We start from the raw sequence: 25,073 nt of genomic DNA, 5'->3' as shown, positions 1-25,073 counted from the left end.
CTGCGGAACCCACATGACCGACGCGCAACCTCTGGTCATCGGCATCGACGGCGGGGCGACGAAGACGATTGCGGTGCTGGCCGACGCCCGCACGGGCGCCGAGCTGGGGCGCGGCGAGGGCGGGCCGTCGAACATTCAGGCGGTGGGTGTCACGTCGGCCCTTCACGAGCTGAACGCGGCGGTCGTGGGCGCGTTCAAGGCCGCCGGGGTGTCGCGGCGGCCGGTCGCGGCGGCGACGCTCGGCCTCGCGGGGGTGGACCGCGCCGAAGGGGCGGACGTGATCCTCGGGTGGGCCGACCTCGCTCAGCTCGCCGACAAGGTGAGCGTCGCGAACGACGCGACGCTGCTGTTCGCCGCCGGGACGCCCGACGGGTGGGGGCTGGCGGTGATCGCCGGAACGGGCTCGATCGCGTTCGCGCTCGACGCGCAGGGCCGCGACGCCCGCGCCGGCGGTTGGGGCTACCTGCTCGGCGACGAGGGGAGCGCGTTCCGGACGGGGCTGCTCGGGTTGCGCGCCGCGTGCCGCGCCGCCGACGGCATCGGGGAGCCGACGGCGCTGCTGCCGGTGCTACTGAAGGAACTCGGATCGAGCGACCCGCGGGAGTTCATCCCCGCGGTGTACCGGGGGAAGTGGGACAAGGCGGCGATCGCGGCGCTGGCGCCGCTGGTTCTGGCCGCCGCCGCGTCCGGTGACGCAACGGCGCGGAGCATTTTCGAGCAGGAGACGCGCGAACTCGCGCAAACGGCGGCCGGCGCGGTGCGGGCCGGCGGGTTGCCGACCGAGGGTGTGCCGGTGGCGCTGACGGGCGGGCTGGTGGTCCAGAACGCGGCGTACCGCGAGCGGTTCCTGAGCGAGCTGCGGTCCTGCGGGGTGACCCCAGGACCGGTGGGCGTGGTGGACGCCCCGGTAACGGGCGCGGTGGTGCTCGCGCGGAAGCTCGTGGGCTGACCGTCACTCCGTGGTAAGCAGATCGTCCCAGCTCGCCGCGTCGAAGATGCGGTCGATAATGCGTTCTAATCGCCCGTGATCCGACATCGTTTGAATCGCCATGCTCACGGTCGGTGTCGCCCCGCCGAACCGCTTCGCCCCAAGTCTCAATACGGTCCGCCGCGCCGCTTCGACGCTGCCGATCTCCCTGCCGATCTCCTTGCCGCGGGCGATCCAACTGTTTACCAGAGCGGATTCTTCCACGTTCCAGCCCTCCAGTTTCCGTTGCCACGTGTCCCGGCCGCTCGCCTTCTCAGCGAACACCAGCGCCAGCCCGCCAATTTCGCTCTTGCGCCGGGTGTTTGGCTCAGCTTCCGCGAGCGCTTTCCAGTAGTCGATGAGGTCGGGCTGATCGCCGCCGGCCATAAGCGGCGCCCACGGTAGTAGCACCCGCGACCAGCGCCCGGATTCGATTCCGGCGAGCAGGTCGGCGGCCGATTCGCTCGCGAGGTTGCGCTCGGCGACGGCCAGTTGCGTGAGCAGCCCCGCCGCGGGCCAGTTCATCGCACGTGATGCGAGCCCGTTACCGGTCAGGTTAACAACCGCCGCGCCGAGGTGAAAGCGGCTCCCGCGCTCGGCATCCGGTTTCCGCTCCATCCACAGCTCGGATAAGTAGCCCAGTAACCGGCCGAACATTTCTGGATCGGGTTTCGTCTGGAATTCGATCGCGACGAGCCACGGCACACCGGCCTCATCGGCACGTGTGAGATGCGCAACTGTATCGGATGTGCGGTCCGGGGCGCCCGGAAACGGCACGCCTCGCGTATCAAGCCAGCCGCGAAACCCGAACTCGGCGGCCGGCAGGTTGAGCAGCCACGCAAGGAACGCTGCGGCGTCGAGACGGGCCGCGAACCGACTCGCCTGATCGTAGTGGTTATCCGGCATGCGTTCGCCCCGTGGGTCACGCGGCCCGGTTCGCACGCGGGTAATCGCCCGTCTGATCCGCGAGCCACGCCGAGCACCGCGCCCAGTTCCGGCCGTCGCCGGGCGAGATCTGCCCCAGTAACCGGCCCCCCGCCGCGCCCGTGAGGAGGGGCAGGTTGCCGGGCACGCCGTCGCACGTTAGCGCGGCGAGTACGGCAGCGGCGGCGGCGTTCCGCGTCAGCGCGGGCACACCGGCCGCGTCGGCTCGCTCGACGCCCCCGGCGAACTGCTTCGCCACGAGTTGCCACAGGAACCCGTTCCGCACCCCGCCGCCGGTGAGGAGCACCCGGCGCGGGCCGTCGGGGCGCATGTGCGGCGCCCGGCACGCCGCGCCGATCGCGCGGGCCGCCAGGTGCGTCGCGGTGCAGAGGAGGTCGGGGAGCCCGCCGCCGAGCAACCGGGCCGACTCGAACGCCGCCAGAAGGAAGCTGCGCCCGAAGGCTTCGGGGTGAACCGTTTTGGGAAGCGCCCGGGTGAGGTGCGGGTGGTCCGCCCACCGCGCGAGGAGCGGCTCCAGGCACCGCCCCTGAACGGCGTGCTTGCCGCCCAGGTCGCTGAATTCGCGCCCCTTCGTGCCGTGGAACAGGATCTGGTCGAGGAGTTGGTTGCCGGGGCCGGGTTCCCCCCCGAACGCCGTCGGGATCGTTCCGCCCGCCGGGAGCAGGAGCACCTGTGACACCGCGCCGAGGTGGACCAGCAGGCGCGACTCGGTCGGGTCGCGAAAGAGAATGTAGTCCGCGACCGCGGTGACCGGCCGCCCCGCGCCGCCCGCCGCCCGGTCGCGGTCGGCGAACCCGTGCAGGACGGTGACACCGGTCTGCTCGGCGACCCGCTCGGCGACCTCGGCCCACCGCACCGACACCGGGGCCGCGGGGCGGGTCGGTTCGAGGAACCCGATCGCGAACGCGTCGCGGGGGGACACGGCGGCCCGGGTCAGCGCCTGCCGGGCGGCGAACACGAGCGTCTCGGCCGCCGTGCGGACGACCTCGGGCGCGAGCGGCGCCGGAGCCCCGTGCGCGGCACGGAACGCGTCCCGGACGCCGGGCGGGAACGCGACCCTGGGGGCCGCGACCACGCGCAGCGCGAGCCCCAGCCCGAGCCCGTCGGCCCGGACCGCCGCGGCGTCCACGCCTTCCAGCCCCGAGCCGACCGACAGGCCGATGAGGGTGCGCACCATCGAGAGGGTTCCGGGTTCCAGGTTTGATCGAACGAACGGGGCGCGGGTGCTCGGGCCTGGAACCTGGGACTGATACACGTACCCGGTAATATTGCCGCTTTCTTGACGAGCCGCGACCGCCAGGGAGCGGTACACGTGGCACCACTCCCTGGCGGTCGCGGCTCGTCAAGAAAGCGACACCCATTGCGGGTTCACGTATGAGAGTTACGCCGCGGCCAGCACGCCGTCCGAGTTCCGCACGGCGGCCTGCACGAAGCAGTCGAAGATCTGCACGTCGAGGGCGCTGGCCGTGTCCGCCTCGGGGTGCCACTGCACGCCCACGCAGAACCAGTTCGGGTCGGTCGACTCGATGGCCTCGATGACCCCGTCCGGGGCCTTCGCCGCCACCCGCATCCGCTTGCCCATCTGGTTGATCGCCTGGTGGTGCGCGCTGTTCACGCGCAGCTCCTGGGTGCCGTAGATGTCGTCGAGCCGGGTGTTCTCCTCGATCAGCACCATGTGCCGGTGCGGGGCGCCGGTCTGGTCGAAGTGGGGCAGCGCCTTCGGGTTGTCGGCCGGCAGGTGCATGTACAGCGTGCCGCCGGCGAACACGTTGAGCTGCTGCATCCCGACGCCGATCCCGAGCACCGGGATCTTGCGCTCGAAGATCTTGGCCAGCAGGTACCGGTCGGCGTCCTCGCGGCGGGCCGGCATCGGGTTCACGACCGCGGTGAGCGGCTGGCCGTTGCGGCGCGGGTCCATGTCCGCGCCGCCGGTGAGCACGATCCCGGCGCACTGGTTCAGCAGCGCGTCGATGTCGGCCAGGTTGTCCTTGCGGAGCGGGGGCAGGACCAGCGGCAGCCCGCCGGCGGCGACGATGGCGTCGAGGTACCCGACGTTGACCTTGGCGAACGCGGCGCCGTTCTTGGGGGCCACGATGTCCGCGTTCACTGCGATCAGCGGGCGGGCGGGCGGCGGGGCGGGTTCTTTGTCTTTGGTGCGGGTGGCCATTGCAGCGCGTCCTCCGTGACTCAACGTGGCCGGACATCGTGTCCGGCGGAGCGAGTTAAGAAGTGTAACGGCTGCAAAATCGGCATTTCAACCCCAAGTTCACGCGCCGCGAAAAATTGTGCCCGGCGCGCGATCTGCTTTTGTCTCAGCCGGCGCGCGGTCAGCTATCGAAGTACAGCGCGAACTCGTAGGGGTGCGGCCGCACGCGGATCGCGGACACCTCCGTCCGCCGCTTGTAGTCGATCCACGTCTCGATCACGTCCTCGGTGAACACGCTGCCGTGCAGCAGGAAGTCGTGGTCCCGCTCCAGCGCGGTGAGCGCCTCGTCGAGCGTGCAGGGGGTCTTGGGGACGTTCTGCAACTGCTCCGCCGGCATGTCGTAAATGTCCTTGTCCAGCGGCTCGCCGGGGTGCGTCTTGTTGCGGACGCCGTCGAGCATCGCCATCAGCATCGCGGCGAACGCGAGGTACGGGTTGGCGGCCCCGTCCGGGATGCGGAACTCGAGCCGCTTCGACTTCGCCCGCGACGAGTACACCGGGATGCGGACCGCCGCGGACCGGTTCCGCTGGCTGTACGCGAGGTTCACCGGCGCCTCGTACCCGGGCACCAGCCGCTTGTAGCTGTTGGTGGTGGGGTTGGTGATGGCGCACAGCGCCGGGGCGTGCTTCAGCAGCCCGCCCAGCGCGTACATGGCCGTGTCCGAGAGGCCCGAGTAGTCGCTCCCGGCGAACAGGTTCACGCGGTCGCCGCCCTTGTCCTTCCACAGCGACACGTGGACGTGCATCCCGCTGCCGTAGTCCTCGAACAGCGGCTTGGGCATGAACGACGCGGCCTTGCCGTGCCGCCGGGCGACGTTCTTCACGACGTACTTGTACTTCAGCACGTTGTCGGCCATCGCGACGAGGTCGTCGTACCGCACGTTGATCGCGCACTGGCCGCCGCTGGCCTTCTCGTGGTGGTGGCTCTCCACCGTCATCCCGCACTGCATCATCGCCAGCATCATCTCGCTGCGCAGGTCGTGCAGCGCGTCCTGCGGGGGGCACGGGAAGTACCCCTGCTTGTACGGGATCTTGTACCCCAGGTTCGGGCGCTCGTCGCGGCCCGTGTTCCACTGCCCCTCGCCCGAGTCCACGTAGTAGAACGCGGAGTGCGGGGTCTGGTCGAACTTCACGTCGTCGAACACGAAGAACTCGAGCGACGGCCCGAACATCGCGGCGTCCGCCACGCCGGTGGACTTCATGTAGTTCACGGCCTTGCGGGCCACGTTCCGCGGGTCCCGCGAGTAGTCCTCCTTCGTGAGCGGGTCCTGGATGTTGCACAGCATCGCCAGGGTGATGTCCTTGCAGAACGGGTCGATGAACAGCGTGTCCGGCTGCGGCATCAGCAGCATGTCGGACTCGTTGATCGCGACCCACCCGCGGATGCTGGACCCGTCGAACCCGATGCCGTCCTCGAACGCGTTCTCGTCGAGCACCTCGGCGGGCACGGTGAAGTGCTTCCACAGCCCCGGGAAGTCCATGAACCGGAAGTCGACGGCCTTCACCTCGCGCTCGCGGAGCAGCGCCAGGACTTCGCGTGGGGTGCGCACGTGGTTGGACATGGGGGGACGTTCCGTAGGCGGCCCGGTCACTTCAGCGGGGATGCGCGAACGCGGGGAGAGGAGCGTGCGCCCGAGTTGTTATAGGGACGAGGCGCCGCCCCAACCCCTAACTCGTCCGCCCCGCGGTTCGCGGCACGAGCGCCCGCCGGCCCGCTCCGACGGGCGCAACGGGTCCGGCAGATCGATACGATCCGTTGGTTGTCTGTTTTTCGCCCCTTCGACCTCGGCGCCGCGCAGACACTCGGTTTGATTCGCTCGCGCCCTGAGGGTATTATGAGTTCGCCTCTGCGGTGTTCGTGATGCGTCGCATTCAATTGGCGAACCTACACTAACCTGCTTGGGAGCCTTTATTTTAAGGCTCGAGCCGCGCGCAAGCCCATCCCCGGTTTCGGCCGGGATTGTAGTGGGATCCGCTCACGCTCGGGCGAGGTTCCCTTCTCAATAGCGGGTTCCCAACCGGCGGCGCACACGGCACAGGCGGAGGCGTTTTCTTTTTCGGGACATTCGTTTTTTTCTGCTCTCCCCCTTCCCCGATCCGTTCCCGGCTTTCCAAATCACTTTCCCGCAACGAATTACGCCTCCTAGAGAGAGACCAGCACGGTCGCGGGTCCTCACGCCCGCGACCCCTTGACTCACGCAGGTCGCGAACCGCGCGTCGGCGTGAAGTGCTGGGAACTTCAGCGTTTTTCAATTTTCGCCACTGACATCGCGTTGGCAGTGGCTTCCCCGTTGACACAATCGGCTCAGCGGGTATCGTTCCCCCCATGACCGAGACGCAACCGACGCGAGGAATCGGGATGATCGTTACCCGACGAACGCCTCTGTCCAAGTCACCGCTTCCGCGTCGGAGAACCAGCCCCGGCTTACGTTTCGCGACCGCCCGTTAGCGGCGGTCGCGGCGAACGGCCGCGGCATTCCCCCGCCTATCGCTCCGGCGGGCCAAGTCAACGAGACACACGGCGACCCTTGTTTTGTTCACGGCTCTGCGCGCCGTGAGCGGGGGCTTCGTCGTTACGACGCACGGCAACCGGGCCGGTTCGAGGCCCTTCGCACCCGCCGCAAGGATCGCGCCGGGAGTGGTGTTAGGGACGACGCCCGGGGCGGACACGCTTCCCCGCCCCGCTGCGAAGGGCCGTTGAAACCCGAACCGGACCGGCGTGCGGCCTGTGGCACGGACGCCACGGCAGGTCGCGGCCGACTCGCCCACGGACGGTGCGAGTCGGCCGCTCACTTTTTGATCGGGTCGCAAGCTGCATTTAAATTCCGGCCGGTCCGCGGTTCCGCCTTGCGGACGTTAAGACTTGCGACTTCAATTCGGTATAACAGCCACACACGCACCCTGAGCACCAACAGGCGCCCCAATGCCGAGCTCCTTCCGCCACCCGTTCCTCGACCTCGCTCGCGAGCGCGTCGCCATCCTCGACGGCGGGATGGGCACCAGCCTCCACAAGTACAAGCCGACGGAGAAGGACTGGGGCTACTCGTCCGCCGGCAAGTCGTTGATGAACCTGTCGGACGCGCTGGTGTACACGCACCCCGACTGGATCCGCGAGATCCACCGCGGGTTCTTCGCCGCCGGGTGCGACGGGGTCGAGACCAACACCTTCAACGCGAACGCGATCGGCCTCGGCGAGTTCGGCATGGCCGACCAGCTCGACGAGATCAACCGGCTGAACATCCGGCTCGCGAAGGAAGTGGCCGCCGAGTTCGCCACCGCCGACCGGCCGCGGTTCGTGATCGGCAGCGTCGGCCCCGGCACCAAGATGCCGTCGCTGACCGACCCGGCCATTTACATCGACTTCGACTCGCTGGCCGATGCCTACCGCACCCAGTTTCGGGTAATGATCGAGGAGCGGGTCGACGCGATCCTTATCGAGACGTGCTTCGACATTCTCGAAGCGAAGTGCGCCGCGGTTGCGGCGATCGAGGAGATGAAGCGGGCTGGGGTGCGGCTCCCGCTGATGGTGCAGCTCACCATCATCAACGAAAACAAGAAGATGCTGCCCGGCACTGACATCGCAACCGGGTTGGTCACACTCGACCCGATCGACGAGATCGACGTTCTCGGCATGAACTGCGGGGTTGGCCCGGACTGGATGGACGAGGACGTGCGCCACCTGAGCCGCCACAGCCGAAAGCTGCTCAGCGTGCTCCCGAACGCCGGCATGCCCGAAACGCGGGGCGACGAGACCTATTTCCCGCTCGACCCCGAGGGGTTCGCCAAGTGGCAAGAGCGGTTCGTCACCGAGCACGGCGCGAACATCATCGGCGGGTGCTGCGGCACAACCCACGCGCACCTGAAAGCCGTGTGCGACCGGTTGCACGGGAAAGCCCCGGCGAAGCGCACCCCCGTGTACGTCCCGGCTGTGTCGAGCCTCCAAGGTAGCCAGGAACTCCTGGTCGATCAGCGCCCGCTGCTCGTCGGCGAGCGGACCAACACCAACGGCTCCAAGAAGTTCAAGCAGCTACTCGAGAAAGACGACTGGAACGGGCTCGTCGAAATGGCCCGCGAGCAGGAGCGCGAGGGCGTCCACGTGCTCGACGTGTGCGTGGACTACGTCGGCCGCGACGGCGTCCGCGACATGAAGGAGGTCATCAAGCGGTACAACGCGGTGCTGACGAAGCCGATCATGCTCGACAGCACCGAGTCGAACGTGATCGAGGCCGGCTTGAAGCTGTGCTCCGGAAAGGCGCTCATCAACAGCATCAACCTTGAGGACGGCCGCAAAACGCTCGACCCGAAGACCAAGCTCGCGAAGAAGTACGGCGCGTCGCTCGTCGCCCTCACCATCGACGAGAAGGGGCAGGCCGACACCGCGGAGTGGAAGTTCGAGGTCGCCAAGCGCATCTACGACATCGTCGTCCACGAGTACGGCATTCCGCCGTCGGACCTGATGTTCGACACGCTGGTGTTCCCGCTGTCCACCGGCCAGGAGCAGACCCGCAAGAGCGCCATCGCGACGTTCGAGGCCCTGCGGCTCATCAAGCAGAACCTGCCGGGCGCGCTCACGCACCTCGGCCTGTCGAACTGCTCGTTCGGGCTCGCGCCGTACACCCGGCAGGTGCTGAACAGCATGTACCTGCACTACGCGCTCGAGTACGGCCTCGACTCCGCGATCCTGCACGCGGCCAAGATCATGCCGCTGGCGAGCATCGACGAAACGGGGCGCGAGCTGTGCCGCCGGCTGCTGTTCGACGAGCGGGTGTTCGACGCGGCGGGCAACTGCGTGGAAGACCCGCTGCAACTGCTCATTGCTCACTACGCGGACAAAAAGGTCGAGAGCAAGAAGTCGCAGTCGCTCGGCGACACGGCCGAGGAGCGGCTGCGCCAGGCGATCATCCAGGGGCGCCGGGAGTCGCTCGTCGCGGACCTCGACGCGGCCCGCGCGAAGCACTCGCCCATCGACATCATCAACAACGTCCTGCTCGACGGGATGAAGGTGGTCGGCGACCTGTTCGGCAGCGGCCAGATGCAGCTCCCGTTCGTGCTGCAGTCCGCCGAGGTGATGAAGGCCGCGGTCGCGTACCTCGAACAGTTCATGGAGAAGGTGGAGGGCGCGGAGAAGGGCAAGATCGTCCTCGCGACCGTAAAGGGGGACGTTCACGACATCGGCAAGAACCTCGTGGACATCATCCTCACGAACAACGGCTACAAGGTGTACAACCTCGGCATCAAGCAGCCGGTGGACGCGATGATCTCCGCGTTCAAGGAGCACAAGGCGGACGCCATCGGCATGAGCGGGCTGCTGGTGAAGTCCACCGTCATCATGAAGGAAGACCTGGTCACGCTCAACGAGCGCGGCCTGGCCCCCCCCGTGATCCTCGGCGGCGCGGCGCTGAACCGGCGGTACGTGGAGCAGGACCTGCGGTCGATCTACAAGGGCGAGGTCTTTTACGGCGCGGACGCCTTTGAGGGGCTGCACGTGATGGACGAACTCGCGCGCCGCAAGAAGTACGACATCAGCCGGGCCAGCCCCACACTTACGAAAATCGTCGAGAGCCGAGCGGGTCGCGAGATCGGTGGGAGCGGCGGGACCGCGGCACTTGAGCCCGCGCCCCGCGCACGCACCGCCCCGCGCACGCCCCGCGCCGACCTGCCGCCGCGGTCGCCGTCGCTGCCGAAGGCGCCGGACGTGCCCGTGCCGCCGTTCCTCGGGTCGAAGGTCCGCACCGACTTCGACATGAACGAGGTGTTCGAGTTCGTCAACGAGCTGACGCTGTTCAGCACCCAGTGGGGCTTCCGCAAGGGCGGCGTCGACCCGGCCGTGTACGCGAAGCAGATCGAGGAGGTGGCGAAGCCCGCGCTCGCCCGGCTGAAGGCGCAGTGCCTCGCGGAGAACATTCTGCGGCCCGCCGTGACCTACGGGTTCTTCCCCGCGTCCAGCGACGGCACCAAACTCACGGTGTACGAAGACGACCACAAGACGCCGCGCCACACCTTCGACTTCCCGCGCCAGGAGTTCGGCGAGTTCCTGTGCCTGTCGGACTACGTCGAACCGACCCGCGACGGCAAAGCCGTGGACCACGTCGGATTCATGGCGGTGACGATGGGCCGCGAGGTCACCCGCGTCGCGCAGGAGTGGTACAACGCGAACCGCTACCAGGACTACATGTTCCTGCACGGGCTGGGCGTCGAGTCGGCGGAAGCGCTGGCGGAATACTTCCACCAGCAGCTCCGGCGCGAGTGGGGCATCGGTGGGGACGACTCGCCGGTGGTTCAGAAGCTGTTCAAGGGCCACTACCGCGGGTGCCGGTACTCGTTCGGGTACCCGGCGTGCCCGAACCTTGAGGACCAGGTGCCGCTGTTCGCGCTCATCGACCCGACCCGCGTCGGGATCACGCTGAGCGAGCAGTTCCAGCTCGAACCGGAGCAGTCCACGACCGCGATCGTGATGCACCACCCGGACGCGAAGTACTTCGTGACCACCCGCACCGCCGGCTGCGCCACGGCGGAGTGAAGCGCGGCCGCGGGCCGGACGTCACTCGCCGCCGTGGCACCCGACGCACGAGCGGGTCTTGACCTTCGGGTCGGCGAGCCACGTCTTGGCGTCCTTGCCCCACCGGCTGTCCGGGGTCAGCTCGGACAGTTGCTTCAGGTGCTTGGTGGCGGTCTCCTCGTCGCCGGTGCGGCGGGCGATCTCGGCCAGCGCGAACAGCAGTTCCCCGCGGCGGTGGTCGCTCACCTTCTTGAGCGCCTCGCCCGGGTACTGCGACAGCACGAACTCCATATCCTCCTTGGCCGCGGCGAGCAGGCGCTTCTGCTGGCTCTCCGGGGCCTGCCGCGACGCGGTGATGTACACCACCCCGCGCGGGATGCGCACGCCCAGGTTCTTCGGCTCCAGCTTGACCGCCTCGTCCATCTCCCTGAGCGCCTGAAGCCAGGAGTTGAGGCCCTTCCCGTTGTCCTTGTTCTGGAAGTGCTTGGTCGCCTCGCGCATGGTGCCGACCCCGCGCCACACGAGCGCCTCGGCGTGCTTCGGGTTCTTGGCCAGGGCGTCGTCGCACGCCTTCAGGCCGCGGGCCAGCGCCTTGTCGTCGCCGCCCAGCGCCTTGAACATGTCCTCGCGCACCGTGTAGTCGAACCGGGCCGGCTTCGGCTCCTCGCCCCGCCCCAGCACCGCGACCGCCGCCACCGCCGCCCCGCACACCAGTAACCGGATCATGGGCACTCCTTCGGACCCCGGGCCGCCGCCCGGGCCGCCGCCCGGGCATGACACGTTGTTCGCCGCCCCGCGCCCGAACTTTTCGCACGCGGGGCGAATCCTGTTCTATCCTCCCGTCGGACGAACTTTCAGCGCGACTTCGGTCGGGGGGAGCCGCTTGCAACCGGACGTCATGATCCGCATCGCCGGGCTGCGCGTGCAGTACGGCTCGTTCACCGCGGTCGACGGGCTGGACCTCGACATCCGCCGCGGGGAGCTGTTCGGCCTGCTCGGGCCGAACGGGGCCGGCAAATCGACGACCATCCGCGTCCTCATCGGGCAGCGCCGGCCGACCGGCGGGAGCGTGACCATCGGCGGGCGCGACGTGGTCCGCGAGTGGGCCGACATCAAGCCCACGTTCGGGTACGTACCGGACCGCGAGAACCACTTCGAGGAGTTCACCGGGCGCCGCAACCTCGAGTTCTTCGGCCAGCTCTACGGCGTGCCCAAGCTGCGCGCGCAAGAGGTGCTGAAGATGGTCGAGCTGGACGAGGCCGCGGACCTGCCCGTTCGCGGGTACTCGCTCGGGATGCGCAAGAAGCTGCTCCTCGCCCGCGCGCTGCTGCACGAGCCGCAGGTGCTATACCTCGACGAGCCGACGGCGAACCTCGACATCCACTCGGCCGAGGTGGTCCACCGCATCCTGCGCGAGCGGGTGAAAGCGGGTGCGACCATTATTCTGACCACGCACGACATGGACGAGGTGGAGAAGATCTGCGACCGCGTGGGAATCATGGCCCGCGGGAAGCTGGTGGCGCTCGACTCGCCGCTGGCGCTGAAGCAGCAGCACACCGAGCGGAAGGTGGACGCGATCCGGGACGACGGCGAGCGGTTCGTGTACGACCTGGACACGCCGCAGGGGCGCACCGACCTCGCGGCGCTGGTCACCTCCGGGCGGGCGCTGAGCGTCCGCACCCGCGAGTTCGACTTCCACGCGACGTTCCTGAAGCTCACCGGGCTGGCGTTCGATTGAAGCACGTGTCTCCCGAGCGCCTACCAAAGGCGTTCGGGAGACACGTGTCGCTCGATCCGGACACGTCAGGCGTGCCCGGCGGTGGCGCGATAGTGACCTTCGACCTTGGTGCCGTCGGCGCGCGTGTAGCCGCCGACCCACACCTGCTGGCGGGCGCCCGGCGCGGGCCGCTGGTCCGCGTCGCCGCCCGAGTACTTGTTGGATCTGGGGCGCGACTTGCCGGGCACCGACACGCTCGCGCGCTCCATCTTCCAGGCACGACCCTTTGCCATGACCGTCTCCGGTTCGGGTGCGGGGCGACACGAACTGTCGAGAGCAGCCCGCGTGCCGGGCGCCGGCCGAACGACCCGCGGGAGCCCTGAAATGCGCTGGTACATCCTGAAGGCGCTGATCCGCAAGGAGGTCGCCCGGCACCTCGCGAACCGCGGCGGCATCGCGCTGGCCGTGCTGCTGGTCGCGGCGGCGGTGCTGCTGAGCGTGTTCGCCCCCAGCGGCCAGACCGCCGAGGGGACCGGCATGGTCGACGGGGTGCACCACTGCTTCGTCGAGTTCGACGAGCACACCCCGTTCGTGAAGCACCTCCGGGCGAACGTGCCGGAGGAGTTGAAGGGGGCGGTGCGGTTCCGCGAGCTGCGCAAGCCCGACCAGATCGACGAGGCCGTGCGGTACGACACCGGCACCGGGGCGATCCAGATCCGGCAGCCCGACGGCCCGGGCCGCCGCACCGCGGTCAAGCTCTCCATCTGGCACCCGGACGGCGAACCGCTGGCGCTGGCCCCCTACGAGCAGTGGGTGTGGAAGGAGTCGCGGCGGTTCTTCGCGCGCGAGGCCGCGCTCAAGCTGCCCGGGGCGAAGCTGCCCGACGAGCCGGCCTTCGATTCCAACAACCAGTGGCTCGTGCTCGAAGCGCACAAGCGCCTTCAGGAGCAGGTGGAGGCCGCGCGGAAGGCCGGAAACGTCGAGGTCCAGCAGCCGCTGGTGCCGGACCTGAGCATCGAGCGGCGCGGGCTGGGCGGGAAGGTGCTCGACTTCCGGGCCGCGATCGCCACCGGCATGGTGGTGTTCGCGCTGTACTTCGCGTGCGTGTACCTGCTCCCCACCCTCAACTGCGAGGAGCGCGAGCGCGGGGTGCTGCTGGCGCAGGCGCTCTCGCCGGCGTCGCCGCTGGAGCTGCTGACGGCGAAGTTCGTGTTCTACCCGGCGTTCGGGCTGGGGCTGGCGGCCACGCTGGCGGCCATCTACAAGCCCGACGTGCTCTCCAGCCTGTTCTTCTGGCTGGCCCTGGTGGCGGTGGGCGGCGGGTTCCTGGGGATCGGCATGACGATCGCGGCGTGGGCCAAGACGCAGCGGGCCGCGTTCCTGGGCGGGATGTGCTACCTGCTGTCGGTGTCGATGCTGCTGATGATCTGCTCGATCAACGGCATCCCGTTCCTGTCCTACGCCGCGGTCGAGTTCCACGGCCCGCGCATCCTGCACGCGGCGCTGAGCGGCACCGTCGAGACGACGCACTGGCGGCACCTGCTCGCCGCGCTGCTGCTCGCGGTGCTGTGGCTGTGCGCCGCCGGGTGGGTGTTCAAACGCCGCGGGTGGCAGTGACCCCGCCTCCGAACGTTCCCACACCCAGCGTGTTGACGTGGTTGTGGCCTGTCGGCGCATGTCTCCGGCTTGGCACGTGAACTTGTTGAATGCTACCCGGGCAATCCCCCGCGTTACTTCGTAGCGGGCGGATGCCTGTGGCCGAACACATCGGGCGGTGACTCCGGCCTTCTACCATCCCCCGGTCGGGCCGTGCTCACGGGTGGGCGCTGGTTGGCCAAGCGACACGCGAACGGCATCCGCAGCAGCTTGCAGTTACCCGCATTCGGAACGAATCGCTCTGACTGAATCAGATCCCCTTTACCGAAACTCCTTTCAAAAACTCAGCCGCGCACCCGTTCGGTCGCCTTTGCAGCCGCGCAACGGATTTGTTGATTTCTGATGGGGCTCGGGCACGGCGCTCGACGGGATACGGAAGGCAATCAAGTCTGGACCAGGCAGTCAGCCTCAACGAATCCTCAACCACTTCAAACGCGCACCCGCGGCCGCCGGCACGAATCTTGCCAACGGGCAGTGCCAAACGGCCGTATTACTGATGAGACGGTTTCACCACCCACACGAAGAGCACGCATGAGCGGGCCGATTCCCGGCGGGCACGGTTCCGAACGTGTCACACATTCTCCTGCGAGTGCCGCGGGCGGCGCAGGGGGCAATTCCCCCGGGCCTGGCGCCGCGCCGAAAGCGGCGGTGATCCGCCCCACCGTTCGACACGCCAGTACACGCTCCGAGCGGTTCCTCAAGGCTTTCGGGCCGGCGTGGGTGATCAGTGCTGTCGCGCACGCGCTGGTTTTCGGCACACTGTTCTGGATATTCGCCCCGACCCGCACGACGGTCGCCACCCCACCGGCGGCGGTCATCAACACCGGACTTCCGACGACGGACGAACTGGACCTCGGGGACGTGACGGAACTGAACCTCGGGGAACCCCAGGCCGACTCCCGGGCCGCCGGGACTTCGACCGCCGTTGCGGACCCAGGGGCCGGCGATCGGCCCTCGTTGGCGGCCGGGCGCGCGGAGGACCCGTTCGCGGTGCCGTTGAACAAGGGCGATCTGTTGGCCGGGCTCGGTGACCTTTCCGGGCGCGACGACGGCCGGTTCCCGTCGGGGTTCGCGGGCGCCGGGGGCGGGAGCGCGAGCTTCTTCGGGACCGCGGCCCGGGGGAACCGGTTCGCCATCCTCGCCGACAACTCGGGCAGCATGCAGGGGACGCCCCTCACGGTGCTGAAGGCTGAGATCACCAGCACCCTCGCGCGGTCACGCGGGAGCGCCCAGTTTTACGTGACGTTCTTCAGCAGCGAAGCGGACCCGCAACCGCTCAAGCGCTGGACCGCCGACCGCAACGAGGTCGCCGCCGTCAGCAAGTGGGTCCAGGGGATTCAGACCGCCAACGGCACCTCGCCCGTCGTGGGGTTTCAGCACGTCCTGAAGCTAAAGCCGCCGCCGGATGTGGTGTACCTCATGACGGACGGCGAGTTCGACCCCCGCGAGGTCGAACAGATCCGGACGCTGAACCAGGCCCTGCGCCCGCCCGCGGTGATCCATACGGTCGCGTTCGGGGGGAAGCAGGGGGAGGCCGAACTGAAGATGATCGCCAAGCAGGCGAAGGGAACGTACCGTTACGTCGCGGGTCCGAAGCCCTGATGCCGCTCTGCTGGCTGCGATGACGAGAGTGAAGCCGGGCGGGCATTTGTGCGGCCCCGCTCGCCGTACCGCGGTTCTGGCTTTGAGTGTGGTCCGCTCACGCCGTGAGCGGTCGCTCCGCGGATCCGATCCGCTCCGTCGTTGTGCGTAACGCGCTTCCGAGACGCCGAGCGACCGCTCACGGCGTGAGCGGACCACACTCAGAACCAACGCACCGTTCCGAGGTGCGAACTGGAAATGACCGAACTCGTTACTCCTTCCCCATCAGCTCCTTGACGAGCTTGGCGAGCGCCTCGATGTCCTTTTTCTGGACGATGGCGTCGATCTTGGTCTGCGGCACCTTGAGCTTCTCCATAAAGCTCGCGGCCGAGGTCCACATCTTCTCCCGCTTCTTGCCCTCCGCCAAATACAGGTCGGCGACCAGCTCCGCGAGCCGCTGCCACGACACCTGATCGATATTGTCATAGTACCGCTTGATGATCTTCTGCTGGTGCGGGCTGTAGTTCTCCATCCCCATCGCACGATCTCCGTAAGTGATCCGACCCGCCCTCGTGCCTGACCATTGCGGGCGCCCGTTTCGTGGCGCACGCGGCCCGTTCCCGAACCGGTGCCCGCAGGTGGTTGCAGTCGTTTCAAGTTTCAAGTTCCAGGTTCCAAGTTGGGAACCGGCTCGGCAAAAGCCCCGGGCCATTCGTGTGCCTTCAGCTTCACGTGGAACTTGGAACCTGGAACTTGAAACTACCGGGTTCAGATATCAGCACACAGTCCGGGCGGCCTCCCGTCAAGCCGAGTCGCTCGCGCGGCGGAACACGTGCGCCCCGCCCGCCCGGCTTACCCATCACGACCGCTGCGGCGGGGCGATGGGTAAGCCGGGCGGGCGGGGCGCACGCCCGGCACCGAAAACCGAACCCGTTACGCGTCGCCGAACAGCGCGCCCAGCGCGTCCGACACGCCCGCCGACACGGGGGCGAAGTACAGTACCGCGGATTCCTCGCCGGTCGCCGGGGCCGCGGCGTCGTCCACCAGTATGCCGAAGGAGCTTTGGTAGCCGTCGTCCCCGTCGGAGGTTTCGGGTTCGCCCTCGTACCGGGCGACGAACTCGTCGCGCGCGTCATCGCCCGCGAGCCACAGCGGGGCCGCGCCGGGGGCGCTCGACGCAACGGCGGTCGATGCGCTCGCGGCTCCCGCAAGGGTAGCGGCAGGCGCGGCGGTGAAGCCCGCGCTGACGGCCGCCGGGACGCTGGCGGGCGCGACCGCCGCGGAGGCGAGGGCGGGCGTCACGTCCGCGGCCGGGGCGAGCGGCTCCTCGGCCAGGAACCCGAGCGAGCGCGCACCGCCCGCACCGCCCAGGGTGCCGGTCACGACCAACTGCCAGTTGGTCAGCGTCCCGATGTCCCCGCTGGCCGCGTCCCGCACTGTGAGGGTCCAGGCGCCCTTCGTGGACAGCCCGTCGAACACGGACAGCGCGGTTTCGGGCTTGAACGACCCGTTGAACGGGGCGAGGCCGTTGGCGATCGAGGTCGTCGCCTCGTCGTTGAACCGCGTGTTGGTCAGGTTGTCCCCGCTCCCGCCGCGGCGGTTGAACAGCGTCACCGTTTTGCCCGCCACGCCGTTCACCGTCGGCGAGGTGAGGGTGATGACCAGGTCGCTGTCCCAGGTGTGGGTGAGGTTCACGACCACGTCGAGGTCGGCGATCCGGATGTCCTGCGTGACGTTCAGCGTCGTCGTCAGAGTGGAGAGGTCGCGGATCGGGGCCGCGATGGTCCCCGTCGAGAGGGTCGTGGTCGTGGTCGTGGTCAGCGTCCCGGCCGCGGTGTACCGGTCGAGGGTGGCCTCGCCGTTGGTGCCGTTGCCGTTCTGGTTCATCAGGTTGCCGGCCGCGTCCGTGATGTTCGGCCCGAACGTGAGCGAGTAGCTGCCGTTGGCCGTCTGCGCCGCGAACGTGATCCGGAACTGCGTCGCGCTGCCGTTGGTCGCGTTGACCGCGACGATTCCGGTGACCGCGAGGGTCCCGTTCGGCCCCGTGAACGCGCTCACGTCGGCGGCGGTGAAGGTGGAGGTCAGCACCGCCTTATCGAAGATGACCAGCACGTTATCGAACTGGGTCGCGGTCGCGCCCCCGAAGCTCGCCGACACCACCTTCGGCCCGGACACCGCGACGGGGGGCGAGGTGCTCCCGGCGAACATCTTCGCGACGTTCAGCCGGCCGCCCGTGGACACCTTCCCGCTCAGGCCGCTCACCACGTCCACCGACGACTTGAGCTTGGCGATCACCTGCTGGTAGGTGAGCGTCGGGTTGGCGCCCCAGTACAGCGCGATGGCACCGGCCACGTGCGGGCTCGCCATCGAGGTGCCGCTGAAGGAGCTGTAGGTGTTGTTCGGGGTGGTGCTCAGGATGCCCACGCCCGGGGCCGCGAGCGTGACCGACGAGGCGCCGTAGTTCGAGAAGCTGGCCAGCCGGTCGGCGCTGTCCGTGGCCGCGACGGACACGACGTTGTTGTACTGCTGGATGTAGCTGGCCGGGTAGCTGGCGATTGAGTCGATGTTCTGCCCGCTGTTGCCCGCGGCGGCGACGAAGATGTGGCCCGCGGTCTGCGCCCGGCCGATCGCGGCGGCCAGGGTGGTGTCGTACCCGCCGCCGCCCCAACTGTTGTTCGACAGCTTCACGCCCATCGTCACCGCGTAGTTCAGCGCGTTGACCGCGGCGCTCAGCGAGCCGCTCCCGTTGGCCGCCAGGAACTTCAGGCCCATGATCTGGACGTTCCAGTTCACGCCCGCGACGCCGACCCCGTTGTTCCCGACCGCGCCGATGGTGCCCGCCACGTGCGTGCCGTGGTTGTTGTCGTCGAGCGGGTCGTTGTCGTTGTTGGCGAAGTCCCAGCCGACGAGGTCGTCCCGGTAGCTGTTCGTCGAGCCGGCGGTGCCGTTCCCGTCCGTCCCGTCCGCCCACCCGCCCTGGGCGACCGGCTTCAGGATGTCGCCGCCGTCGATGTACCCGTTGCCGTTCAGGTCGGTGATCTTGCCGGCGCCCTGGTTGACCGCGTTGTTCAGGTCGCGGAAGGTGATGGTGCGGTCGCCGTCCACGTCGACGAGGCGGGCCCGGACGGCGGACGGGATCTCGGCCTGGTTGATCCAGATGTTGTTGACCAGGTCCGGGTGCCGGTAGTCGACGCCGCTGTCGATCACCGCGACCACGAACCCCGGGGTCCCGGTGCTGCTGTCCCAGGCGGTCGGGGCGCCGATCCTGGTCATCCCGTACAGGGAGTTGTAAGAGGGGTCGTTCGGCGTCCGCTGGACGTTCAGGATCTGGTCCGGGGCGGCCGAAGTGACGCCGGCGAGGGAGCCGTAGAAGGCCAGCGCCCCGCCGAGGTCGGTGCCCGGGGTGAGGGTGACGCTGTAGATCCCGAACCCGAGCGGGCTGACGCTCGCGGCAAAGGGGGTGGCGGACAGGGCGGCGAGGTCGGCGGCGTTCGTGCTGGTGGCGTTCATGACCACGTTCACGTGGTCGCCCGACACGGCGCCGGCCGCCACGAGGTCGGGCAGCGCGAGCGCGAGGGCCGCGTCCAGCTTGGCCGGTGTGGTGCGGTCTTCGAGCCGTTCCATGGCGAGGTGGGCGCGCCCCAGGCGCGAGCGATCCGGGAACCCCATAGGGAACCTTTCGAGTGACGAGAGGTGTTGGGAAATGCCGTCGGGCTCGCGAGTCAGTTCGAGGGGTGAGGAGCCCGACTGGCACCCATTCTTATCTGACGACTTCGCCCCCGCCAAGCTCGCAGATGCGAAATTCGTAAATTCGTTCCGAGGATGTCTGGGAACCCGGCACGGGTCCGAAAACGGCGACAGCGGGAGTGCGCAAACTCAACGCCGGCCGCGCGCCCGGGGCCGCGCCGGAGCACAAATTTCACACCGTTTCGGCTTCTTTACAAGGGTTTGCGCCGGTCCCGGCGCGACAGCCGGTCCGGTGGCTCCAGGTTCGCTGGTTCTGCGCCACCCGCCTGCATGAGCAGGCGGGTGTGACCTCGACGTGTTCCGATCTCCCGGCCAATTGCAAAACACGCACGAACGTGAAATCAGTGAAATCCACGAGCTGGGAGCGCCCGTCGCCGTTACACTTCAAACGGGCCGTGTCGTTTCAAGTCCGCGGGCCGTGACGCGCGGCCGAGTGGCGGCCCACTGGAACCGCGAACGGTTCGCCCAATCATACGCACACGCACCGTTCGCAACTGGCATTCATCTACACGACAGACTGCCGCCGAGCCGCGGACGGGACGTTCACGGCCCCAGGGAACAGGCACCCGGCCGCGCGTCCTGCTTCGCCGTGACGGCCCGGCTTGAAACGGTTAGTTCTGGCACGACGAGTGCATCGTCCCGGCCGCCGGCCCGAGGTCGCCGCGCCCGGTTCCGATACGTTACCCGTGACGGCGTCCTTTACAGAAAGGGCGCAGGGGCGGTATCATGAGCGAACCATGAGTGCCGCGTAAGCCTTTGCGCGTTGACGCGGTATCGCGTGTGTTAGCCCCGCTGCCAACTTCTCCCGCCACACCATGAGCACCAGGCACCTCTTCGCTGCCGTACTCTTCGCCTGTGCCGTCGGACTGATCGGGTGCGCGCGCCGCCCGCCCGAGCCGGTCAAGACGCCGCCGCCGGTGGTCTACGTCAGCGCGCCGACCGTCGAGAAGGTGAACGACTACGAGGACTTCGCCGGCCGCACCGAGCCGTACCGGGTGGTCGAGCTGAAGTCCCGCGTCACCGGGCACCTCAAGAAGATCCACTTCCGGGACGGGCAGGACATTGAGGAAGGTGAGCCGCTGTTCGACATCGACGGCCGCATCTACCGCGCGCAGCTCGAGCAGTCCAAGGCGCAACTGGTGAAGGCCGAGGCCCACCTGCAGACCGCGACCGACAACTACACCCGCGTCAAGGACCTGTACGACCGCGGGGTGGCCGGGCGGGAGGACTACGACATTAAGGCCGGTGAGAAGGCCGAGGCCGAGGCCGAGGTGAGCTCGGTGCGGGCCGCCGCGAACCTGGCCGCGACGAACCTGCGGTACTGCCACATCCGCGCCCCGTTCAACGGGCGGCTGAGCAAGCGGTTCGTGGACGAGGAGAACCTGATCCGGGCCGACGACACGGCGCTCACCACCATCGTGCAGCTCGACTACCTGTACGCGACGTTCGACGTGGACGAGCGCACGGTCACCCGGGTGCGCAAGCTGATCGACCGCGGCGAGGTGACCTCGTCGCGGGTGCAGCCGCTCCAGGTGCAGATCGCGCTGGCCGACGACGACGGGTTCACGCTGTCCGGGCAGGTGGTGTTCACCGACAACCAGATCGACGCCGGGACCGGCACGCTGCGGATCCGGGCCACCATCCTGAACCCGCGCCTGTCGCGCGCGCCGTGGTACATGCTGTCGCCGGGGCAGTTCGTGCGGGTGCGGCTCCCGATCGGCCCGCCGCGGGACGCGGTCCTGGTGCCCGAGAAGGCGATCGGTTCGGACCAGGGGCAGAAGTTCGTGTACGTGCTGAGCGCGAAGAACGAGGTGGAGCGCCGCAACGTGGTCGTGGGCCAACAGTACGGCCGGTCGCGGGTGATCGAGAACGGCGCGGTGAAGCCCAGCGACAAGGTGGTCGTGGAGGGGATGCTGCGGGTGCGCCCCGGGATCGAGGTGAACCCGAAACCGGCCCCGGCGGAGAAGCTCGCACCGGACGCGGTCCGGGTGCTGCCCGTCGCCCCGGCCCCGCGCGTGAAGACGTGAGCGGCCGGTCCTCGTGCTGACGTCGGTCCTACCGCCTTCGCCCGCTCCCGCGCCGCTGCCGCCGCATGATCGCGACGTTCTTCATCGACCGCCCCGTCTTCGCCACCGTGCTGTCGGTGGTCGTCACCCTCGCCGGGGCGCTCTCCGTCGGGGCGCTGCCGGTGTCGCAGTACCCGAAGGTCACCCCGCCCACCATCCAGATCGACTGCAACTACCCCGGCGCCAGCGCGCAGGTGGTCTCGGAAACGATCGCGTCCCCCATCGAACAGCAGGTGAACGGCGTCGAGGACATGCTGTACATGACCTCGCAGTGCACCAGCGACGGCACGTACACGCTGACGGTCACGTTCAAGAGCGGCACCGACCTGAACATGGCCCAGGTGCGGGTGCAGAACCGGGTGAACCTGGCGTTCCCGCAACTGCCCGAGGTGGTCCGCGCGACCGGCATCACCACCCGCAAGCGGTCGCCCGAGCTGCTCATGACGGTCGGGATCACGTCCCCGCCGGAGCCCGGCTTCCCGGACGGCCGGTACGACCAGTTGTACCTCAGCAACTACGCGGTGCTGAACCTGAAGGAGGAGCTGCAGCGGCTCCCCGGCATCAGCGACGTGACCATCTTCGGCCAGCGCGACTACGCCATGCGCCTGTGGGTGGACCCGGACCGGCTCGCGGCCCGCGACCTGACCGCCGCCGACGTGCTCGCCGCGCTGCGGCAGCAGAACCTGCCCATCGCGGCCGGGCAGATCAACCAGCCGCCGGCCGGGAGCGGCCAGCCGTACCAGGTCACGCTCGCCGCGCACGGGCGGCTGGTTGATGTCGAGGAGTTCGAGCAGGTCGTCGTGAAGGTCGGCCCGCTGGGGCAGTTGGTGAAGGTGAAGGACGTGGCCCGCGTCGAGCTCGGCGCGAAGACCCAGGACGTGGCCAACCGGTTCGACGACAAGCCGACCGTGGGGCTGGCGATCTTCATCCTGCCGGAGGCCAACGCGATCGAGACCGCCGAGGCGGTCAAAGGGCACATGGCCAAGATGGGCAAGGACTTCCCGCCCGGGATCACCTACGACATCGGGTACGACACCAGCCCGTTCATCCGGGAATCGATCGTCGAGGTGTTCAAGTCGCTCCGGGACGCGGTGGTGCTGGTCGCGGTGGTGGTGCTGGTGTTCCTCCAGACGTGGCGGGCCGCGATCATCCCCCTCGCCGCGGTCCCGGTCGCCATCATCGGCACGTTCGGGGCGATGGCGCTGGCCGGGTTCACGATCAACAACCTGACGCTGTTCGGGCTGGTGCTGGCGGTCGGCATCGTGGTGGACGACGCCATCGTCGTGGTCGAGGCGGTCCAGCATCAACTGGAGAAGGGGCTGAGCCCGCGCGAGGCGACGGTCCGGGCGATGCGGGACGTGTCCGGGCCGATCGTCGCGGTGGGGGTGGTGCTGGCGGCGGTGTTCCTGCCGTGCGCGTTCCTCTCGGGCATCGTGGGGGCGTTCTTCCGCCAGTTCGCGCTGACCATCGCGGTCAGCACCATGATCTCCACCTTCAACTCGCTCACGCTCAGCCCCGCCCTGTGTGCGCTGATGTTGAAGGGGCCGCGGCCCGCGGGTCACCGGCCGGCCGCGTTCGGCCGCGCGGCCGGAACCGCGCTGCTGCCGCTCACGCTGCTGGGGCGGGCGTTCGACGCGGCGTTCGGCCGCGCCAACGCGTGGTACGTGAAGCTGGTCGGGGTCGGCCTGCGGGTGCCTCTCCTGGTGCTGCTCGGGTACGCGGGCATCGTGGCGTCGGGCGTGGCGGCGTTCCGCACGCAGCCCACCGGGTTCATCCCTCAGCAGGACAAGGGCTACATGATTTGCAGCGTGCAGCTCCCGGACGCCGCGTCGGCCGAGCGCACCCGCGAGGTCATGTCGAAGGTGAGCCGGATCGCGCTCGAGACCGAGATAGACGACGGCGAGGGGAACAAGCGCCGCCCGGTGGCGCACGTGAACGCGGTGGCGGGTAACTCGTTCGTGGTCAGCGCGTACGGCTCCAACTTCGGCTCCATGTTCGTGATCCTCGACGGGTTCGAGAACCGGCGGTCCAAGAAGCTGAGCGCCGACGCGGTCGCGGCGGAGCTGCGGAAGCGGTTCGGCACGCTGTGCCCGGAGGCGCAGGTGCAGGTGTTCGGCGCCCCGGCGGTGTCCGGGCTCGGGCGGGCCGGCGGGTTCCGCATCATGATCGAGGACCGCGGGGACGTGGGCCCGGCCACGCTCCAGGGGCAGACCGAGGAGTTCATCCGCGCCGCCAACAGCCAGGAGCAGGTGGTCGGGCTGTTCACGGTGTTCAAGACGAACTCGCCGCAGCTCGTGCTCCGGGTGAACATCGACGCGTGCCTGGAGCGGCAGGTGGACGTGGGCGACGTGTACGCGTGCCTCCAGGGGACGATGGGCAGCCGGTACGCGAACGACTTCAACCGGTTCGGCCGCACGTGGCAGGTGAACGTGCAGGCGGACGACCGGTTCCGCGACCAGCTCGAGGACGTGAAGCGGCTCAAGGTGCGCAACAAGGGCGGCGACATGGTGCCGCTCGGGGCGCTCCTGACCGTGACCGAGCGGAGCGGGCCGCTCGTCATCACCCGGTACAACATGTACCCGGCGGCGGCGGTGAACGGGAACGTCGCGCCGGGGCACAGCACCGGCGACGCCATCGGGATGCTGGAGCGGCTGGCGGAGAAGCAGCTGCCGGACAAGATGTCCTACGAGTGGACCGAGCTGACGTTCCTGGAGAAGCAGTCGCGGAACACGGGCGGGCTGGTGTTCGGGCTGTCGGTGGCGTTCGTGTTCCTGATCCTCGCGGCGCTGTACGAGAGCTGGGCGTTCCCGCTGGCGGTGATCCTGGTGGTGCCGGTGTGCGTGGCGTGCTCGCTGGGGGCCGTGTGGCTCACCGACCCCGGCTCGGTGGTCCAGCAACTGGCGCAGTGGAACGCGGGCGCGCCCGACTGGCTGAAGCTCGGCGACGGCCCGCTGGGGGCCGCGGCGTGGCTGGACCGGGAGGCGATCGGGGGCGCGAGCGGGGCCGTGGCCGCCGCGGGCATCGGCAAGCAGGACGTGAACATCTTCACGCAGGTCGGGTTCGTGGTGCTGATCGGGCTGGCGTGCAAGAACGCCATCCTCATCGTCGAGTTCGCGAAGGTCGCGCGGGACCAGGGGGCGGACCTCCGGACGGCGATCCTGGAGGCCTGCACGTTGCGGTTCCGGCCGATCATGATGACCTCGATCGCATTCATGCTCGGCGTGGTGCCGCTGGCGATCGCCAGCGGGGCCGGGGCGGAGATGCGGCAGGCGCTGGGCATCGCGGTGCTGGGCGGGATGCTCGGGGTGACGGCGTTCGGGGTGTTCCTCACGCCGGTGTTCTTCGCGCTGGTGGACCGGCTCACGCGCCTGGTCGGGGCCACCCGCGCGCGCCAGCGGGCGCAGCGCCTGTTCGTACTGGTGCTGAGCCTCGCCGGGCAGGCGCTCCTGATCCTGGCGATCGAGTTCGGCTCGGAGGCGCTGCTGTACGGGTTCGTGACCGGGTTCGCGCTGGTGATGCTCGCGGCGCTCCTGGGGATGGGGCTGATCGCGACCGCCGACACCGTCGAAACGGTCGCGGGGCTCGCGCGCCGGGCCGCCCGCCCGGTGCGCGGGGCGGCCCGTAAGGTCCGCGACGCGCTGCGCCGGGTCCGGACGCCCCGCCGCCAGGGCGAGCGGGGGTCGTGAGCCC

Annotated in this window: 15 protein-coding genes and 1 other RNA gene; 8 read left to right on the top strand and 8 right to left on the bottom strand. The window is 68.9% G+C overall.

Annotation, left to right across the window (positions count from 1 at the left end; all coding sequences use genetic code 11):
• Nucleotides 1–13 precede the first annotated feature (13 nt).
• Nucleotides 14–949, top strand: coding sequence for an N-acetylglucosamine kinase (locus GobsT_RS04115; RefSeq protein ID WP_010050636.1), 936 nt, complete (start codon nt 14–16; stop codon nt 947–949).
• Between the two features lie 3 nt (nt 950–952).
• Here GobsT_RS04115 and GobsT_RS04110 read toward each other — a convergent pair whose 3' ends face one another.
• From GobsT_RS04110 to glnA, 4 genes are all read right to left on the bottom strand, one after another.
• The gene (locus GobsT_RS04110) at nt 953–1,873 is read right to left on the bottom strand and encodes a hypothetical protein (protein WP_010050633.1); all 921 of its coding nucleotides are present in this window, start codon (nt 1,871–1,873) and stop codon (nt 953–955) included.
• 16 nt (nt 1,874–1,889) lie between these two features.
• Nucleotides 1,890–3,089, bottom strand: coding sequence for an anhydro-N-acetylmuramic acid kinase (locus GobsT_RS04105; RefSeq protein ID WP_050790385.1), 1,200 nt, complete (start codon nt 3,087–3,089; stop codon nt 1,890–1,892).
• Nucleotides 3,090–3,293: 204 nt separating this feature from the next.
• Entirely contained in the window at nt 3,294–4,079 is a 786-nt protein-coding gene (locus tag GobsT_RS04100) for a gamma-glutamyl-gamma-aminobutyrate hydrolase family protein (RefSeq protein WP_010048824.1), read from the bottom strand.
• 160 nt (nt 4,080–4,239) lie between these two features.
• Nucleotides 4,240–5,679, bottom strand: a complete 1,440-nt coding sequence (gene glnA / locus GobsT_RS04095; protein ID WP_029601245.1) for a type I glutamate--ammonia ligase — start codon at nt 5,677–5,679, stop codon at nt 4,240–4,242.
• A 279-nt stretch (nt 5,680–5,958) separates the two neighbouring features.
• On the opposite strand from glnA, the gene ssrS reads away from it, so the two are divergent.
• A non-coding RNA gene (ssrS, locus tag GobsT_RS04090) (6S RNA) lies at nt 5,959–6,167 on the top strand.
• A gap of 873 nt (nt 6,168–7,040) precedes the next feature.
• On the top strand, nt 7,041–10,637 hold the full coding sequence (metH, locus tag GobsT_RS04085; RefSeq protein ID WP_010048832.1) for a methionine synthase: 3,597 nt from the start codon (nt 7,041–7,043) through the stop codon (nt 10,635–10,637).
• A gap of 21 nt (nt 10,638–10,658) precedes the next feature.
• On the opposite strand, the gene GobsT_RS04080 is transcribed toward metH, so the two are convergent.
• Complete coding sequence (locus GobsT_RS04080; RefSeq protein WP_010048833.1) at nt 10,659–11,342, bottom strand: tetratricopeptide repeat protein; 684 nt, start codon at nt 11,340–11,342, stop codon at nt 10,659–10,661.
• A 157-nt stretch (nt 11,343–11,499) separates the two neighbouring features.
• Between GobsT_RS04080 and GobsT_RS04075 the strand changes: the two genes are divergently transcribed.
• Nucleotides 11,500–12,354: an ABC transporter ATP-binding protein gene (locus GobsT_RS04075; protein ID WP_162542182.1), complete on the top strand. Its 855-nt coding sequence runs from the start codon at nt 11,500–11,502 to the stop codon at nt 12,352–12,354.
• 65 nt (nt 12,355–12,419) lie between these two features.
• Here GobsT_RS04075 and GobsT_RS04070 read toward each other — a convergent pair whose 3' ends face one another.
• Entirely contained in the window at nt 12,420–12,626 is a 207-nt protein-coding gene (locus GobsT_RS04070) for a hypothetical protein (protein WP_010052469.1), read from the bottom strand.
• Between the two features lie 91 nt (nt 12,627–12,717).
• Here GobsT_RS04070 and GobsT_RS04065 point away from each other — a divergent pair, with 91 nt between their 5' ends.
• Both GobsT_RS04065 and GobsT_RS04055 read left to right on the top strand, forming a co-directional pair.
• Nucleotides 12,718–13,950, top strand: a complete 1,233-nt coding sequence (locus tag GobsT_RS04065; protein ID WP_010052473.1) for an ABC transporter permease — start codon at nt 12,718–12,720, stop codon at nt 13,948–13,950.
• A gap of 687 nt (nt 13,951–14,637) precedes the next feature.
• Complete coding sequence (locus GobsT_RS04055; protein WP_162542183.1) at nt 14,638–15,591, top strand: vWA domain-containing protein; 954 nt, start codon at nt 14,638–14,640, stop codon at nt 15,589–15,591.
• A gap of 250 nt (nt 15,592–15,841) precedes the next feature.
• Here the strand turns inward: GobsT_RS04055 and GobsT_RS04050 are convergent, their stop codons facing one another.
• Complete coding sequence (locus tag GobsT_RS04050) at nt 15,842–16,108, bottom strand: hypothetical protein (RefSeq protein ID WP_109571313.1); 267 nt, start codon at nt 16,106–16,108, stop codon at nt 15,842–15,844.
• 395 nt (nt 16,109–16,503) lie between these two features.
• Nucleotides 16,504–19,239 carry a S8 family serine peptidase gene (locus tag GobsT_RS04045; RefSeq protein ID WP_010043467.1) on the bottom strand — a complete coding sequence of 912 codons (2,736 nt, stop codon included), beginning with the start codon at nt 19,237–19,239 and terminating at the stop codon, nt 16,504–16,506.
• 893 nt (nt 19,240–20,132) lie between these two features.
• Here GobsT_RS04045 and GobsT_RS04040 point away from each other — a divergent pair.
• Together GobsT_RS04040 and GobsT_RS04035 are read left to right on the top strand one after the other, a co-directional pair.
• Complete coding sequence (locus tag GobsT_RS04040; protein ID WP_010043471.1) at nt 20,133–21,344, top strand: efflux RND transporter periplasmic adaptor subunit; 1,212 nt, start codon at nt 20,133–20,135, stop codon at nt 21,342–21,344.
• 65 nt (nt 21,345–21,409) lie between these two features.
• Complete coding sequence (locus tag GobsT_RS04035; RefSeq protein ID WP_010043473.1) at nt 21,410–25,069, top strand: efflux RND transporter permease subunit; 3,660 nt, start codon at nt 21,410–21,412, stop codon at nt 25,067–25,069.
• Nucleotides 25,070–25,073: the final 4 nt, after the last annotated feature.

Source organism: Gemmata obscuriglobus (genome assembly GCF_008065095.1).
Taxonomy (GTDB): Bacteria; Planctomycetota; Planctomycetia; order Gemmatales; family Gemmataceae; genus Gemmata; species Gemmata obscuriglobus.
Note: the sequence above shows the minus strand (reverse complement) of the source record. Positions and strands in the feature narration are given on the sequence as shown.

What these genes read in the sequence shown, in the direction of transcription:
- GobsT_RS04115 (WP_010050636.1), top strand. Translation starts at nt 14, where the DNA reads ATGACCGACGCGCAACCTCTGGTCATCGGCATCGACGGCGGGGCGACG.
- GobsT_RS04110 (WP_010050633.1), bottom strand. Translation starts at nt 1,873, where the DNA reads ATGCCGGATAACCACTACGATCAGGCGAGTCGGTTCGCGGCCCGTCTC.
- GobsT_RS04105 (WP_050790385.1), bottom strand. Translation starts at nt 3,089, where the DNA reads ATGGTGCGCACCCTCATCGGCCTGTCGGTCGGCTCGGGGCTGGAAGGC.
- GobsT_RS04100 (WP_010048824.1), bottom strand. Translation starts at nt 4,079, where the DNA reads ATGGCCACCCGCACCAAAGACAAAGAACCCGCCCCGCCGCCCGCCCGC.
- glnA (WP_029601245.1), bottom strand. Translation starts at nt 5,679, where the DNA reads ATGTCCAACCACGTGCGCACCCCACGCGAAGTCCTGGCGCTGCTCCGC.
- metH (WP_010048832.1), top strand. Translation starts at nt 7,041, where the DNA reads ATGCCGAGCTCCTTCCGCCACCCGTTCCTCGACCTCGCTCGCGAGCGC.
- GobsT_RS04080 (WP_010048833.1), bottom strand. Translation starts at nt 11,342, where the DNA reads ATGATCCGGTTACTGGTGTGCGGGGCGGCGGTGGCGGCGGTCGCGGTG.
- GobsT_RS04070 (WP_010052469.1), bottom strand. Translation starts at nt 12,626, where the DNA reads ATGGCAAAGGGTCGTGCCTGGAAGATGGAGCGCGCGAGCGTGTCGGTG.
- GobsT_RS04065 (WP_010052473.1), top strand. Translation starts at nt 12,718, where the DNA reads ATGCGCTGGTACATCCTGAAGGCGCTGATCCGCAAGGAGGTCGCCCGG.
- GobsT_RS04050 (WP_109571313.1), bottom strand. Translation starts at nt 16,108, where the DNA reads ATGGGGATGGAGAACTACAGCCCGCACCAGCAGAAGATCATCAAGCGG.
- GobsT_RS04045 (WP_010043467.1), bottom strand. Translation starts at nt 19,239, where the DNA reads ATGGGGTTCCCGGATCGCTCGCGCCTGGGGCGCGCCCACCTCGCCATG.
- GobsT_RS04040 (WP_010043471.1), top strand. Translation starts at nt 20,133, where the DNA reads ATGAGCACCAGGCACCTCTTCGCTGCCGTACTCTTCGCCTGTGCCGTC.
- GobsT_RS04035 (WP_010043473.1), top strand. Translation starts at nt 21,410, where the DNA reads ATGATCGCGACGTTCTTCATCGACCGCCCCGTCTTCGCCACCGTGCTG.